Below are 14422 nucleotides of genomic sequence, written 5' to 3' on the forward strand. Positions count from 1 at the left end.
TTGTTTTTAAGATTAACGTGGAGTTGTTTCTGAAAGTGGCAACGGAACTACATATTTTGTTGCATTCATCGATACATTCAGGTACGGAGAAGTAGCTGAAGGGATAGATGTTGCATTGACTCTTTTGTAATAGAAGAATAATTGCCCTTCGCCCCAAAACTCTTTCTGGTATTCCTTTTGTATTTCCGTTTTTAATACGGCAGTTGTGGCTACCGGCTGCAAGCCTCTTTGAAATCTTACCGCATTCAGCGCCGCAAACGAAACATCCGGGTCAGGGTCTGTTTCTGCAATAATGTAGTACAACTCTGATTTCCTCAGCAACGGCTGAATAAAACGCCATGGCGCTGTGGTACTTGCGATATCTTTATACTTCTGAAAATAAAAATTATTCAAAAACTGGTAAGTATAACGGTAATCATTGGTATTGCTTTCAAAAATAGATGTAAGCCTTGCCGTTAAAGGAGCCAGCATATCTGCAGCCTTTAAGTCGGGGCTGTAAAAAGCAGTATAATTATTATACATATCTTGATTATATACACCGAAAATAACCTCGGGAGAAAATATTCTGTCCGGCGTTACGGCATTGGAAATGTTTGCAGGTGCAGACCATGGAAACCATTGTTCCCCTTGCGATAAAACTGCAACCGCCGAATCGTGAGCAGCTGTTGAATCTCCGCCCCACAAGTACGCTCTTGCCATTAATCCTTTTACGGCAAAATAGTTCATACGTTCGTTGCGAAAGCCGCTATAAAAGTCTTGTGTAAACGTAACGCCACTCGTTACAATCGGGTCGTTTTGCAGCAAGGTTTCCGCTTGCTTGAAATCGTCCAAAATGCTATCCAATGCCTCACGGGCAGTTATAATGGGTTGCGCATTTCCGTCAGCATAGCGATAATACGGAATCGCAGGTTCGTCAGCAGAAGTGGCATATACAGGACCAAACAAACGCAACATATCCAAATGCAGGAAAGCCCGTATGGCGATAGCCTCTCCTTTCATTTCATCCGCCTTAGGCTGAGTAAGTACACCTACATGAACTGTGGTATCAATCTTAGCAATGAACTTATTGGCAGCCAGAATAGTTAAATAAGCTTTTTGCCATATTGCATCAAAAACATCCTGAACATTGGTCTGTGTATAGGCATACGTCTGAAACAGGCTATAACTGTTGTCTGACGTACCAGACACATTCCAGCGCTGTGCCATTAACTCAAGTGTTGTATTGGTCATATTGGCACCATAAAGCGTATTGTCCGCCATATCATTATACAAACCGTTTAACGCTTGCCGGGCTATGGTTTCACTTGTAAAAACCTGGTCTTCGGTATATTGCCCTTCCGGTTTTACCGTAAGAAATTTTTTACATCCTGCAAGCAAAATGACAAATGCAGCCAGCAGGAAAATATGATTATATTTTTGTTTCATCTGTTTATCTTTTATTTTTTATTTGTCAGATGGAATTATCCAGATAATTCATCATTTTTATTATACAAGATTCAATGCTTCTTTCACTAAAATGATTCTTTAGAAAGAAGCGCTTACGCTGAAAGAAACCGTTCTTGCATAAGGATAATCGATACCGCGCTCTGTTTTCACGCTTTCGAGATAGAATATATCATTGAGATACGCGGTAAAGCCAAGCGATTGCATGTGCATCTTTCTTACCCAACCTCTCTGCAAACGATAACTCAGACTGAAAGATTCTCCGTCGAAGTAATTATTCTTCTCAATAAAGCGGGACGACATAGGTGTGTACGAAGTATTGCTGATAGCCTTAAACTGGGATATATCTCCCGGCTTCTGCCAACGGTCATATAGTGCGCGTTTATCCTGATTGTAGTACACATCCTGCAATGAAATATTTTCTACTTTGTTGTACAACGCGGTATTTTGCACATAACCGCCAAGGCTGTAACGCACATTCATACCAAGCGTAAAGTCTTTATAAGTAAACGTAGAACTCACTACACCTTCGATTTTGGGACGGTCGTTTCCGACATTTACAATATCGTCCGGGTCATAAGTAAAAGTGAGTGTCCCGTCTTTTTTCTGGAATATTTCATTTCCGGTTGCAGGGTCTATACCGCGCGATACCACAGCCCACATATCATCCGGACTATAGCCGTCGTTATAACGAGCCAAAACATTGTTTTCCTGTGCCTGCTGGTTCAACACGGCAAGTGTTTGTCCCAAACCACCATAAACACTCTTGTTTGCACTTCCCGTAACGCCGAGTGTCCATATAACTCTTTGCCTCAGATTATATATTGGCGATACATGCAAATTAAAATCCCAGCCTCTGACATTAAGATTTCCAACATTTATTACGTAATTAGCTCCTAATCCTGTAGATGAAGGCAATGTCCCATTTGCTCCGATTGCCAAGGGATCGGTATGTTTGAAATAGTATTCGACGTTACCGCTTATTCTGCCATGCAAAAACCCGAAATCAATACCATAACTCTGCTGCACCGTTTTCTGCCAATCAAGATTAGGATTGCCCAAAGAAGTCAAATCCAATCCTTGCCCGAAATTGTTTTGTGCTCCCTGAAAAGCATAAGTGGATATGGACGTAAACTGTCCAAGATTTTCATTACCGGTTACGCCTATATTGCCCCTTATCTTCAACAAGTCTATCCATTTCATACGCTTCATAAAAGGCTCTCTGCTAATGACCCATCCTAAACCTCCGGAAGCAAATGGCTTAAATTGTTTGTTAGAACCAAAAACGCTTGAACCATCCAAACGGTAAGTGGCATCTAACAGAAAACGCTGGTCATACGTGTAGTTGATACTTCCCAAAAATCCTACACTATGAGACTTTCCGATAGAAGTAACGGGTCTGGTCGCAGGTGCAAACTGATAAGCAAAAGCCGGATTGCCATCGGTTCCGTCCGGAAATCCAACGGCTAAAAATCCAACCCCGGTATTATCACTTGACTGAACATCTGCACGAACATTTGTCGTTAGCTGGTTTTTACCAATCACTTTTGCCCATGTGAGCATTATGTTTCCGCTGTATGATTTATTTTCCGAGTGAGTATAATTATAGCTGCCTTTTTGGTGTATATCTACACCTATAAATTGTGTATTTTCCGGCGGGGTAAATATAATTCCCGTTCCGGTTCCTTTGCTTGCCTGGAAACCACCTTGCAAACGTAACTCGTGCGACAGCGTAATGATTGCCTGCAAATTGTCGTTATACGAAAAAATCTTTTGCTGGTTAAGGCTATTCAACGAAGCATTCCATAAAGGATTATACATAGTTGTTTGTAAAGAATCCAGATATTCGGGGATGGAACCGTCTGCACTGCGTTTTTTATAATAAGGATTTGCCTCAGCAAAATCGGCAAAATCTCCGTAAGGAGAAGCAGTAGCAGTGTTGCCGGAAAGGTTCAGCATATTTGTGATATTAAGCTTGCCTTTTCGGTAAGTAACATTAAAGTTGCCCGACCAATTTTGTCTGCCGGAACCTTTCATTACACCATTGTTATTGCCATAAGACCCTCCGGCATTAAACATCAAATCACTATTACCACCCGACAGATTAATTGAATGCCTGTTGGTAAAGCCCGTTTGTACCGGCTCACTTAACCAATAAGTATTTACGCCACTCGCAACTGCCGCAGCTCTGCTGTTGTATTGCAGGTCAGACTGCCATTGGTTTTGAGGTTGCGATGTATATAATCCCGAAAGCTTTTCAAACTGCAACTTTTCGGAAGCATTCATCAGATTGTAGCTACGCAAATCCGGCATATCCACATCAAAATCTCCTGAATAACTTACTCGCAATTCGCCGGGAACAGGTCTTTTCGTTTCTACAACTACAACACCATTGGACGCTTTTGCACCATACAAAGCAGTTGATGCCGCATCTCTTAATATTGTAATGGACGCAACCCTGTTCATATCCAAATCATAGATTGCCTGCAATGAGCTTTCAAATCCGTCTAAAATAAACAACGGCTGATTGGAATCTGAATTAAACTGGTCATTCAAATCAGTTGTGCTGATGCTTGTTCTTCCGCGTATTTCAAACGAAGGCAATGTGTTTGGGTCAGAACCTCTACTGTTGTTCACAATTTGTATAAAGGAAGGATCAAGTGTTTTAAGGCTTTCCAAAACATTTCTGTTGCCGACAGCTTTAAGCTGGTCGCCGCTATAAGTGGCAGTTGCTCCTGTGAAACTTGTTTTATCACGTGTAAACATACCTGTGATTACCATATCCTGCAAGTTTTGTTCCCTTACTTCCATTACTACTTTTAACTTATCGTTTGGTTGCTTTACTTCTATTTCCTGCGTTTTCATTCCAACGTAGTTGATAACAAGGGTAAGCGGAAATGTAAGATTATATGGAACTTCAATAGAAAACATGCCTTTATCGTTGGACATGAACGTTACTTTAGTTCCTTTGATGTTAACGGTTGCCCCCGGCAACGGCTTGCCCGATTCGTCAACAATGGTTCCCTGAACGTATTGCGGCTGCGGTGCAGTATAAAAGTTTGACGGATTACTTATTTCTTTTTCTCCGCTTTTTGAAATAATAATACTCTGTTTTATTATTTCATACTTCAATCCTGTTCCTTCGAGACACTGGTTCAATGCCTGTCTCAAAGGCAGGTTATTTGCCCGAATATCAATTTTCTCAATATCGTTGACAACGGTAGGATCATAGAGAAAATAATATCCGCTTTGTTGTTCCAGTTGCTTAAATACAGTTCGAAGCGGCACGTTTTTCTCATTGAGATTTATCCTTTGTGCAAACGAGCGGGCACTTACGTGCAATGCCCCAATCAATAATAAGAATGCAGTTAATCGCATAACTTTCCGGATAAAAGAGTAAGACAAATATTTACTGCGAATGCAGTCGATAGAATGTTGATTTTGCACCAAAACCGGATAACCGGCTTTGATATATGCATTATGATACATATTTTTGTACGGCTTTGGTTAATGTATATTGTTTTCTTTTCAAACAGGATTCATTGAATTAGCCGGCAAACTTTTCCGGGAGCGCTTCCAACACTTCCGGATTTTTTGTGGCTAATGCTAAATAGTTTTTAATCTATTGCATAGGCATAAATATTTTTGTTTGTTAAAAAATGAAATTTAAGGTTCTACAATAAGCTTTTTCCCCTCAAGCGAAAAGTGTATGTCGGATGCCTTTAAGACTTCCAGTAAATCTCCAAGATTGTAACTTCTCGGCACTTTCCCTTCGAAGCGCCGCTTAGGGATATTATCTTTATAAACCACATCTATATCGTACCACCGGCTAAGCGTTTTCATCACGCTCGCGAAGTCATTATTCTCAAAATAAAACAATCCGTTTTTCCACGCAGTTGCTTCCTCTGTATTTGCTTCAGATATTTTTATGCTACCGCCTGTTACGAGCGCTTGCTGACCCGGATGCAGCAATCGGTCATTTACCTGAACCGCACCTTCCACTAAGGTTGTTTTTATACCCGCTTCATCAGCATAGCTGTCAATATCAAAAGCGGTTCCTATATCTTCGGTAATCTGGTTGCCCGTTCTTACGATAAAAGGGTGTTCAGCATCGTGCTTCACTTCAAAATAGGCTTCGCCGGTAATGGACACTTCCCTCTTCTTATCTGTAAATACAACAGGATATTTTATGGATGACGCAGCATTAAGCCAGACCTGCGTTCCATCCGATAAAACGAGATGATACTGACCACCACGCGGCGTACTCAGCGTATTATATGCCGTACTATTACTTTCATTATCAGCTTCGTACAACAATTTTCCGCCGAATTGTTGTATGGAAGCACTTCCTTGCTTCAACTGCTTCTGCCCGGCACTATCCAACTGTACCAACGAACCGTCTGCCAGCGTAAGCACCGCTTTATTTGTACCCGGCGCAACGTCTATGACAGAGCTCGCAGCAATTACCGCTTTAGGTTTAACTTGCTTTTCATTATATAAATAAATGCCAATGCTTAATGCAATCAAAACGATAACCGCCGCCGCATATCTGATGGGGAAATAAAAACGTATTTTCTTTCGGTGCAAAGTGTTTTCTAAAGCCGATTGGCTGACAATCCCGGAAAACATTCGCTCCCAATCAGGCTCTTGCAAACCGGAAACAAGCTGCATCCGGTAATAATATTCTTTCATAAAAGCATATAAGGACTCATCATTTTTCGCTTCACGTATATAGCTGAACAGCTCATCCAATTCTTCATGGGTATGTGTACGATTGGCATATGCTTCCAATAAATATTGTATCCGGTATTGCTTATCCGACATTTCTATGGTTCTTTTTTAACAAGGAATTATCTTCCCTGTCTATAAAGACGTAAAAAAATGTTAGCAATACCGCCGAATATGAAATTTTCCTTAACTTTTTTTATTTGTGCAGAAAAATGGCATAGGCAAATAAAAGCGCAAGGTCGCCGGAATACTTTCCCAAATAGCTGCGCAAATGTTTTAATACTTCGACCATGGCATTGGCAACCCGGCTTTTAGACAGGTGGAGATAGTCGGCAATTTCCTCGTTTGTCCAGCCTTCGTTACGGCTTAAACGAAAAATAATTTGCTTTTGTTCCGGTAAACGGCTGATAGCTTCATCAATAAGCTGTTGCACCGATTCTACATTCAGTTGATGGTCGGCATCCGCGATATGATAATCCTGTGTAGAAGACCTGAGCCACAATTGCTCCAGTCGTTTTTTGTCCGATGCTACTTTGCGCAGATAGTCCATCGTTTTGTTACGGGTAAGTATAAAAATGTAGTTAGCGGGATTTTCAATGGCATTCATATTCAACCGGTTCATCCATATTTTTAAAAATATATCCTGGACTATTTCTTCAGAGACTGTAGCCGAACTTGTCATTTGAAACACGAAAGCGTACAACTTTCTCTTATACATATCAAATATCTTTCTGAAAGCATTTTCATCGCCCTGCGCAATGCCGGCGAATAGCGCTTTTTCAATATCCGAAGCGGAAGAATGCATAACAAAAAATATATATTTTGGAAAACGTGAAGATAAACAGAATTTTGAGCAGAATACAAAAAAATAATTTTACATATATATTCTACTCCGTTCCCAAACGTATCGTACATCTCCATTTGCAGGCAATCGGGTAAACATATTTATCAGTATAATATAAATCGCGACAGTTAAACAATGTGCATTAATTACATTAAACAAATTAGCTGTTGAGCAATTCTGCTATGGCTTTACGATACGTTTCAAAATCAAAACTGTCAATAGCCTTTTGCATATTTGCCTGAATTTTATCGTTGCACAAATTGCCGATGCTTCCTTCGTGCGTGTGATTCACTTTGGTCGAGTAATCAAACTTGCCTTCTTCAATTGACAAGCCTGTTTGCTTATACGCATCACGGAACGGAACACCTTGCAAAACCAGTTTATTCACTTCTTCCACGCTGAAGATATATTTGTATTTTTCGTCTTCGACAATATCTTTTTTCACTTCCATATTCGACAACATCAAGCCAACCATTTCAATACAATCGCGTAAAGTTGTAAACGCAGGGAACAAATGTTCTTTCAACAATTGCAACTCACGATGATAGCCCGAAGGCAAATTGGTCGTCATCATCAAAACCTCATTAGGCAAGGCTTTCAGCCGATTGCAATAGCCGCGAACAATTTCAAATACATCAGGATTTTTCTTGTGCGGCATAATACTGCTGCCCGTTGTCAATTGAGGTGGGAAAGAAATGAATGCAAAATTTTGTGAAAGGTAAAGCGTTGCATCCATCGACAATCTTCCGATAGTTTCCGCAATATTTGCCAAAGCCTGCGCCGTAATTCTTTCTGCCTTGCCGCGTCCCATTTGTGCATAAACAACATTGTAATTCAAATCGGCAAAGCCTAAAAGTTTAGTCGTAAGTGTTCTGTTAATCGGAAACGAAGAACCGTAACCCGCCGCCGAACCCAACGGATTTTTATTCACTACCTGATAAGCCGATTGCAACACGGTTAAATCATCTACCAAACTCTCGGCATACGCGCCCAACCATAATCCGAATGACGACGGCATCGCAATTTGCAAATGGGTATAACCCGGCAATAATACCTCTTTGTATTGCTCACTTTTCTCAATCAGTAAATCAAACAAGGGCTTTACGGCATTAACCGTTTTTTCGATTTCGCTGCGCAAATACAATTTTATGTCCACCAAAACCTGGTCGTTTCTGCTGCGTGCAGAATGGATTTTTTTTCCGGTATCGCCAAGTTTTTTAGTCAATAAAAATTCTACCTGCGAATGAACATCTTCTATGCCGTCTTCAATTTTAAATGTTCCGTCTTGTGTGGTTGCGTAAATATTTTTCAATTCTTTAAGCAATGCATCTTTTTCATCATTCGTCAGCAAATCAATGGTAGCAAGCATTTCAGCGTGCGCCATATTGCCAAGCACATCAAACGGCGCGAGCAATACATCAAGCTCTCTGTCTTTACCCACCGTAAAATTTTCTACTTCTTTTAATGACGTTGTATTTTTTTGCCAGAGCTTCATTGAATATCTTATTAAATTCTTATTGCTCCGCAAAGAAACGTTTTTATTGCGTTTGCACAATATCTTTGAACGCATAAATATTTTTGGGATGGCAGGAAAATGTATTATCGTAATGGGTGTTTCGGGCAGCGGAAAATCAACGGTTGCAAAACTAATTTCGGAAAAAATGAATGCGAAGTTTATCGAAGGAGACGATTTGCATCCAAAAGCAAACATTGAAAAAATGAGCCGGGATATTCCTTTGACCGACGAAGACCGGCAGGGCTGGCTTGAAAAAATTCATTCGGCTGTCCAACAAACAATCAATGAAGGAAAAGATTGTATTGTTTCCTGCTCTGCCCTAAAAGCTAAATACAGAGCGGTTTTGCGGGCAAATATTGAAAATATTTTATTCATTTATCTGAAAGGTTCGTACCAACAGATTCACGATTTGCTGTCTAAAAGAAAAAATCATTTTATGCCCGTTGATTTATTGAAAAGCCAATTTGATACCCTCGAAGAGCCTACACCGCAAGAAACAGATGTGATTACCATTAATATCGATACAAATCTGCAAAACGAAATAATAAACATCATAAATATACTACAGCAAAAAGGCTTCCACTAAAATAAAACACAGACATTTCTTACTCTTTATTATTCCGTCTGAAACTCAGCAACAACGTATCATTTGAAAATAATTGCAGCTGTTTTTCATCAACTTTATAATTACTAACTTTAGATAATTTGTTCAAAAATTCTTGCTCTGTTTTATTACAGTTGCTATCCAGGCACATCATTCGCGTTGTTGCCAACGGACCCAATTTTACCGATTTATTATCCGCCAAAACGTAAGTTCCCGTAAACCTGTTGCATCCCGAAAAACCACTAATTTTACCGCTGTCAAAATCAATACTTAAAGGTCTCGATATGTTGCAGCCGTAAACTTCATGTGAATCCAGTTCCAACACCCAGGAACTTTTCTGCAGGAAAGCGCTTTGCTTTACTGTTTGGCATGCGACCATTAGGCTTGCTGCGAAAAAGAAAAGAATAAGTAAATTTTTCATCTGTTTATTTTTTTATTGTTTTTTAATGGTCAGATGGAATTGGCTTCGCCGAACTTCGTTTCGCCAAATAATCATCACTTTGGGTAGGCAAAGTTCTTATGGCTCATTTCATAGCATAATATTTTGATATAAAATTATATTTTAATTTGAATCTTTACTATATTTCTTTAATTTTTTTATTCTTCCATTTTACGCAAACGTTTGTGTAATTTTCTACATTTGAACCATAAAATATTTTTTATGTGTGGAATTGTAGGTTATGTCGGTTATCGTAAGGCTTATCCGATTGTACTGAAAGGCTTGAAACGACTGGAATACAGAGGATATGACAGCGCCGGAATTGCTTTGCTCAACGGTAAAATTAACTTGTACAAAAAGCAGGGGAAAGTTGCTGAACTCGAAGATTTTATTATCGGGAAAAATGTGGAAGGAACAACCGCCATCGGTCATACGCGCTGGGCTACGCACGGCGAGCCGAACGACCGAAACGCGCATCCGCATTTGTCGCAAAGCGGCGAACTGGCGATGATTCACAACGGCATTATCGAAAACTATGCTTCGCTGAAAGAAGATTTGTTGAAAAAAAATTATGCTTTTAAAAGCGATACCGATACGGAAGTGCTGCTGAATTTTATAGAAGATATTTATAAAAACAACGGCAGCAATCTGGAAGAAGCGTTGCGTATTGCATTGAAGCGTGTTGTGGGCGCGTATTGTATTTTATTAATCGAAAATAAAAATCCCGATACCATTATTGCTGCGCGCAAAGGAAGTCCGCTCGTCATCGGCATTGGGAAAAATGAGCATTTTTTGGCATCGGATGCTTCGCCGATTGTGGAATACACAAAAGAAGTTGTTTATGTCAATGATTATGAAATTGCGATTGTCCGCCCCGATGAGTTGACGTTAAAAAATCTGGGTAATGAAAAGCAAACGCCTTTCATCACAAAGCTCGACATGGAATTGGATGCGATTGAAAAAAGCGGCTTTGAACATTTCATGCTGAAAGAAATTTTTGAACAACCGAAAACCATCTTCGATTGCCTGCGCGGCAGACTGAATGCAGAAAAAGGGAACATCAATTTGAGCGGTATCGACAAATATTTAGATGCAATTTGCCATGCGCCGCGCATCATCATCATTGCGTGCGGAACGAGCTGGCACGCGGGTTTGACGGCGGAATACATTATCGAAGAAACCTGCCGCATTCCGGTTGAAGTCGAGTACGCTTCGGAGTTTCGTTATCGAAATCCCATCATCAACAAAGGCGATATGATTATTGCGATTTCGCAAAGCGGCGAAACGGCGGACACGATTGTCGCGATTGAAAAAGCGAAAGAACAAGGCGCCATTATTTTAGGCGTTGTGAATGTCGTCGGCTCGTCCATTGCGCGCATTTCGCACACGGGCGTTTACACACATTCGGGTCCGGAAATCGGCGTGGCAAGTACAAAAGCATTCACGGGACAACTTGCCGCGTTGATGATGATTGCTTTTAAAATTGCACATTATAAAAACACAATCAGCGAAGAAAGGTTTTTGCATTTGTGTAATGAACTTGCCGAAGTTCCCGAAAAAGTGGAAAAGATTTTACAACAAAATGAAATAATAAAAAATATCGCAGCATCGCTAAAAACCTCTGATGACGCGCTTTTCCTCGGTCGCGGTTACAATTTCCCGATTGCGTTGGAAGGCGCTTTGAAGCTGAAAGAAATTTCGTACATCCATGCGGAAGGTTATCCTGCGGCGGAGATGAAACATGGACCAATAGCGTTGGTGGATGAACATTTGCCTGTAATTTTTATTGCGACAAAAGATGTGTATCACGAAAAAATTGTGAGCAATATGCAAGAGATAAAAGCGCGAAAAGGCAAAGTAATTGCCGTGATGAATGAAGACGATAATATTACGCCAACGCTTGCAGATGCCGTCATCAAAATTCCCGAAGCGGACGAAATAATTGCACCGGTTTTGAATGTGGTTCCTTTGCAATTATTGTCGTATCACATTGGTATTGCACGCGGCTGTAACGTAGATATGCCGCGCAACCTGGCGAAATCGGTTACAGTGGAATAATGTGATAGGTTGATGGTAATGAAAGAATATATAAAATAATAAACTGAGATTTCTCACTTCGCTTCGCTGCGTTCGAAATGACGACGCTAAAAATTTTGATTAAAACAAATGTGTTCGTCATTTCGACGATAGGAGAAATCTCAATAAATAATTTTTAAAATAAATTTCTTTTTCCAAGTCATAATATGAACAACATTATCAAACTTCCCGTCAATTCTCTCGGATATAATTTTATCAAAAAAGAATATTTGCCCAAAGGCAAAGACGAATATTATTTGCGCAATCTTCAAAACAGAAACGGCGCTGAATACCGCAACCTGACTGCGTTTGAGATTGAAGCGCTGGTGCGCAACCGCAACACGAGCGACAACTGGAACAATATTTGGGTATCGGATTTATTCAATCCCGAACTCGTAAAAAACTGCAAGTTTTACGGCTTGGTGCGCATCGGGAAATTAGAGCCTTATATGCTTGTCTTCAGCGATTTGAAAGTGGCGGTGGGCTTGTACGATTCTACGATTATCAGTTGCGACATCGGCGATAACAGCGTTATCAATAATGTGCATTATTTGTCGCATTACATCATTGGCGAAGAAGTGATTTTGACGAACATCAACGAGATGCAAACGACCGAAAAATCGAAGTTCGGCAACGGCATTGTGAAAGACGGCGAGAACGAAAATATCCGCATCTGGCTGGAACTGTCGAATGAAAACGGCGGCAGAAAAATTTTACCTTTCAACGGAATGCTCGCGGGCGATGCCTGGCTGTGGAGCAAGTACCGTGACGACAAAAAATTGTTGGACAGATTTATCGAGTTCACGGAAGCTGAATTTAAGACGGCGCGCGGGTTTTACGGAAAAGTAGGCGACAGAACCGTGATTAAAAACACGGACATTATCAAAGACGTTTGGATTGGTTCGGATGCGTATATCAAAGGCGCGAATAAGCTTAAAAACCTCACGATAAATTCAGGCGAAGAGGGTCATACGCAAATCGGCGAGGGTTGTGAGTTGGTCAACGGAAGCATTGGTTTTGGCAACCGGATTTTTTACGGCGTTAAAGCCGTGCGTTTTGTAACCGCATCGCATGTGCAACTCAAGTACGGCGCGCGTTTAATCAATTCTTATCTTGGAAATAATTCGACTATTTCTTGCTGCGAAGTTTTAAATTCATTGATATTTCCCGCGCATGAGCAACATCACAACAACTCGTTTTTGTGTGCGGCAACAGTGTTCGGGCAAAGCAATATTCCCGCTGGCGCCACCATTGGTTCCAATCATAATTCGCGCGGCGCGGACGGCGAAATCCTTGCAGGACGCGGGTTTTGGCCTGCCTTGTGTACGAGCTTAAAACACAATTCAAAGTTTGCATCTTATACCATGCTCGCCAAAGGCGATTATAATTATGAACTGAACATACCGATTCCGTTTTCATTAATAAGTCTTGATGTACAAAAAAATAATTTGGTGGTAATGCCCGCGTATTGGTTTATGTACAATATGTACGCGCTCACGCGCAATACGTGGAAATATTTTGACCGCGACAAACGCAAAGAAAAAATTCAGCATATTGAATATGATTTTCTTGCGCCCGACACTGTGAATGAAATGTTTGAAGCATTGCGCTTGCTGGAAATTTATACAGGCAAAGCATTTTATTTTTCATTGAATAAAAATTATTTGAGCAATGAGGAACACCAAAAAATCGGCAGAGAAATTTTAAACGATGAAGCCTCAAATATAGAAGATATCAACATTACAGCCGAAGGATTTGAAAATTCCAAACGCGAAACAAAAATCATCAAAGTAAAAAAATCGTACCGTATTTTTAAGCAAATGATTGTGTTGTATGGATTGGAACAGTTGGTAAATTTCATTTTGACAAATAAAATTTCTTCCGTAAAACAATTAAAAGAATTGCTGCCGAAAGATGCGCAAAGAAACAATTGGCTGAACGTGGGCGGACAATTGATTCCCGAAGAAAATGTTTCATCCATCCGGAAAAATATTTACGAAAAGAAAATCAATTCATGGAACGATTTACATCAACATTATCAAGCGGAAGGCGAAAAATATACAAATGAAAAGCTGAAACACGCTTTGGCATCGCTCGAAGAAATTAAGCAAATCCATCTAAATTCCATTAATAAAAAAATATTGTTTGAACTTTTTGACGAGCTTTTATTGCTCAACAAACAAGTATTGGAAAACATTAAAATTTCGCGCAAAAAAGATTACACCAACGCTTTCAGAAAAATGATGTATTCCTCTCAAACCGAGATGGACAGCGTGCTTGGGAAGTTTTCCGACAACAGTTTTATTCGTCAGCAAGAAGAGAATTTCAAGAATTTTTCAACGCAAATTCAAGCATCAAAATCTCTTTTCAAAAACTAAGTAGTTACAACGGTCACAGTTTTTTTTCTAATAATTCGTTCCCTGTGCTTTTTGCCCCATTTATCTAATTCTTCAATAATTTGTTGCAATGTTTTTCCGTAAGGCGTTAATTCATATTCAACGGTTATCGGTCTTGTATCATACACCGTGCGCGTAATAAGTTCATTTATTTCCAAATCTTTTAATTCTTTGGAAAGCATCTTTGCACCTATACCTTCAATTTGTTTTTGAAGTTCTGTGAACCTGCATTTCTTCTCAATAATTAAATACCCGATAATTGAAATTTTCCATTTACCGCTCAAAACATCCATTGTATCATAAATCGCACGCAACTTCGATTTACACTCTCCGTGCTTACTTGTCTTGGAAGATTCATTTTTCATTGTTCATATCG

Annotated in this window: 10 protein-coding genes; 3 read left to right on the forward strand and 7 right to left on the reverse strand. The window is 40.0% G+C overall.

Features of this window, described 5'->3' with window-relative positions; all coding sequences use genetic code 11:
* Positions 1-12: 12 nt before the first annotated feature.
* The 5 genes from A9P82_RS04785 to argH all read right to left on the reverse strand — a co-directional run bounded on the left by A9P82_RS04785 (position 13) and on the right by argH (position 8510).
* A complete protein-coding gene (locus A9P82_RS04785; protein WP_066204746.1) occupies positions 13-1425 on the reverse strand; it encodes a RagB/SusD family nutrient uptake outer membrane protein in 1413 nt (470 codons plus the stop codon).
* A gap of 99 nt (positions 1426-1524) precedes the next feature.
* Complete coding sequence (locus tag A9P82_RS04790) at positions 1525-4932, reverse strand: SusC/RagA family TonB-linked outer membrane protein (RefSeq protein WP_082915235.1); 3408 nt, start codon at positions 4930-4932, stop codon at positions 1525-1527.
* A gap of 177 nt (positions 4933-5109) precedes the next feature.
* Complete coding sequence (locus tag A9P82_RS04795) at positions 5110-6267, reverse strand: FecR family protein (RefSeq protein WP_066204749.1); 1158 nt, start codon at positions 6265-6267, stop codon at positions 5110-5112.
* A gap of 100 nt (positions 6268-6367) precedes the next feature.
* Positions 6368-6976 carry an RNA polymerase sigma-70 factor gene (locus A9P82_RS04800; RefSeq protein ID WP_066204752.1) on the reverse strand — a complete coding sequence of 203 codons (609 nt, stop codon included), beginning with the start codon at positions 6974-6976 and terminating at the stop codon, positions 6368-6370.
* Positions 6977-7175: 199 nt separating this feature from the next.
* Positions 7176-8510: an argininosuccinate lyase gene (gene argH, locus A9P82_RS04805; RefSeq protein ID WP_066204755.1), complete on the reverse strand. Its 1335-nt coding sequence runs from the start codon at positions 8508-8510 to the stop codon at positions 7176-7178.
* A gap of 88 nt (positions 8511-8598) precedes the next feature.
* Here argH and A9P82_RS04810 point away from each other — a divergent pair, with 88 nt between their 5' ends.
* The gene (locus A9P82_RS04810) at positions 8599-9117 is read left to right on the forward strand and encodes a gluconokinase (RefSeq protein WP_066209611.1); all 519 of its coding nucleotides are present in this window, start codon (positions 8599-8601) and stop codon (positions 9115-9117) included.
* 19 nt (positions 9118-9136) lie between these two features.
* Here the strand turns inward: A9P82_RS04810 and A9P82_RS04815 are convergent, their stop codons facing one another.
* Positions 9137-9556 (reverse strand): META domain-containing protein, encoded by a 420-nt coding sequence (locus A9P82_RS04815; protein ID WP_082915236.1) that lies wholly within the window; start codon positions 9554-9556, stop codon positions 9137-9139.
* Positions 9557-9796: 240 nt separating this feature from the next.
* Between A9P82_RS04815 and glmS the strand changes: the two genes are divergently transcribed.
* Both glmS and A9P82_RS04825 read left to right on the forward strand, forming a co-directional pair.
* On the forward strand, positions 9797-11632 hold the full coding sequence (gene glmS, locus A9P82_RS04820; protein WP_066204758.1) for a glutamine--fructose-6-phosphate transaminase (isomerizing): 1836 nt from the start codon (positions 9797-9799) through the stop codon (positions 11630-11632).
* A 185-nt stretch (positions 11633-11817) separates the two neighbouring features.
* Positions 11818-14028: a DUF4954 family protein gene (locus A9P82_RS04825; protein WP_066204760.1), complete on the forward strand. Its 2211-nt coding sequence runs from the start codon at positions 11818-11820 to the stop codon at positions 14026-14028.
* Here A9P82_RS04825 and A9P82_RS04830 read toward each other — a convergent pair.
* On the reverse strand, positions 14025-14411 hold the full coding sequence (locus A9P82_RS04830; protein ID WP_066204763.1) for a winged helix-turn-helix transcriptional regulator: 387 nt from the start codon (positions 14409-14411) through the stop codon (positions 14025-14027). The genes A9P82_RS04825 and A9P82_RS04830 overlap by 4 nt on opposite strands.
* Between the last annotated feature and the right edge of the window lie 11 nt (positions 14412-14422).

It is taken from the genome of Arachidicoccus sp. BS20, from assembly GCF_001659705.1.
Classification (GTDB): domain Bacteria; phylum Bacteroidota; class Bacteroidia; order Chitinophagales; family Chitinophagaceae; genus Arachidicoccus.

Excerpts from the sequence above, each read along its gene's own strand:
- A9P82_RS04785 (WP_066204746.1), bottom strand. The coding sequence starts at position 1,425 with ATGAAACAAAAATATAATCATATTTTCCTGCTGGCTGCATTTGTCATT.
- A9P82_RS04790 (WP_082915235.1), bottom strand. The coding sequence starts at position 4,932 with ATGTATCATAATGCATATATCAAAGCCGGTTATCCGGTTTTGGTGCAA.
- A9P82_RS04795 (WP_066204749.1), bottom strand. The coding sequence starts at position 6,267 with ATGTCGGATAAGCAATACCGGATACAATATTTATTGGAAGCATATGCC.
- A9P82_RS04800 (WP_066204752.1), bottom strand. The coding sequence starts at position 6,976 with ATGCATTCTTCCGCTTCGGATATTGAAAAAGCGCTATTCGCCGGCATT.
- argH (WP_066204755.1), bottom strand. The coding sequence starts at position 8,510 with ATGAAGCTCTGGCAAAAAAATACAACGTCATTAAAAGAAGTAGAAAAT.
- A9P82_RS04810 (WP_066209611.1), top strand. The coding sequence starts at position 8,599 with ATGGCAGGAAAATGTATTATCGTAATGGGTGTTTCGGGCAGCGGAAAA.
- A9P82_RS04815 (WP_082915236.1), bottom strand. The coding sequence starts at position 9,556 with ATGAAAAATTTACTTATTCTTTTCTTTTTCGCAGCAAGCCTAATGGTC.
- glmS (WP_066204758.1), top strand. The coding sequence starts at position 9,797 with ATGTGTGGAATTGTAGGTTATGTCGGTTATCGTAAGGCTTATCCGATT.
- A9P82_RS04825 (WP_066204760.1), top strand. The coding sequence starts at position 11,818 with ATGAACAACATTATCAAACTTCCCGTCAATTCTCTCGGATATAATTTT.
- A9P82_RS04830 (WP_066204763.1), bottom strand. The coding sequence starts at position 14,411 with ATGAAAAATGAATCTTCCAAGACAAGTAAGCACGGAGAGTGTAAATCG.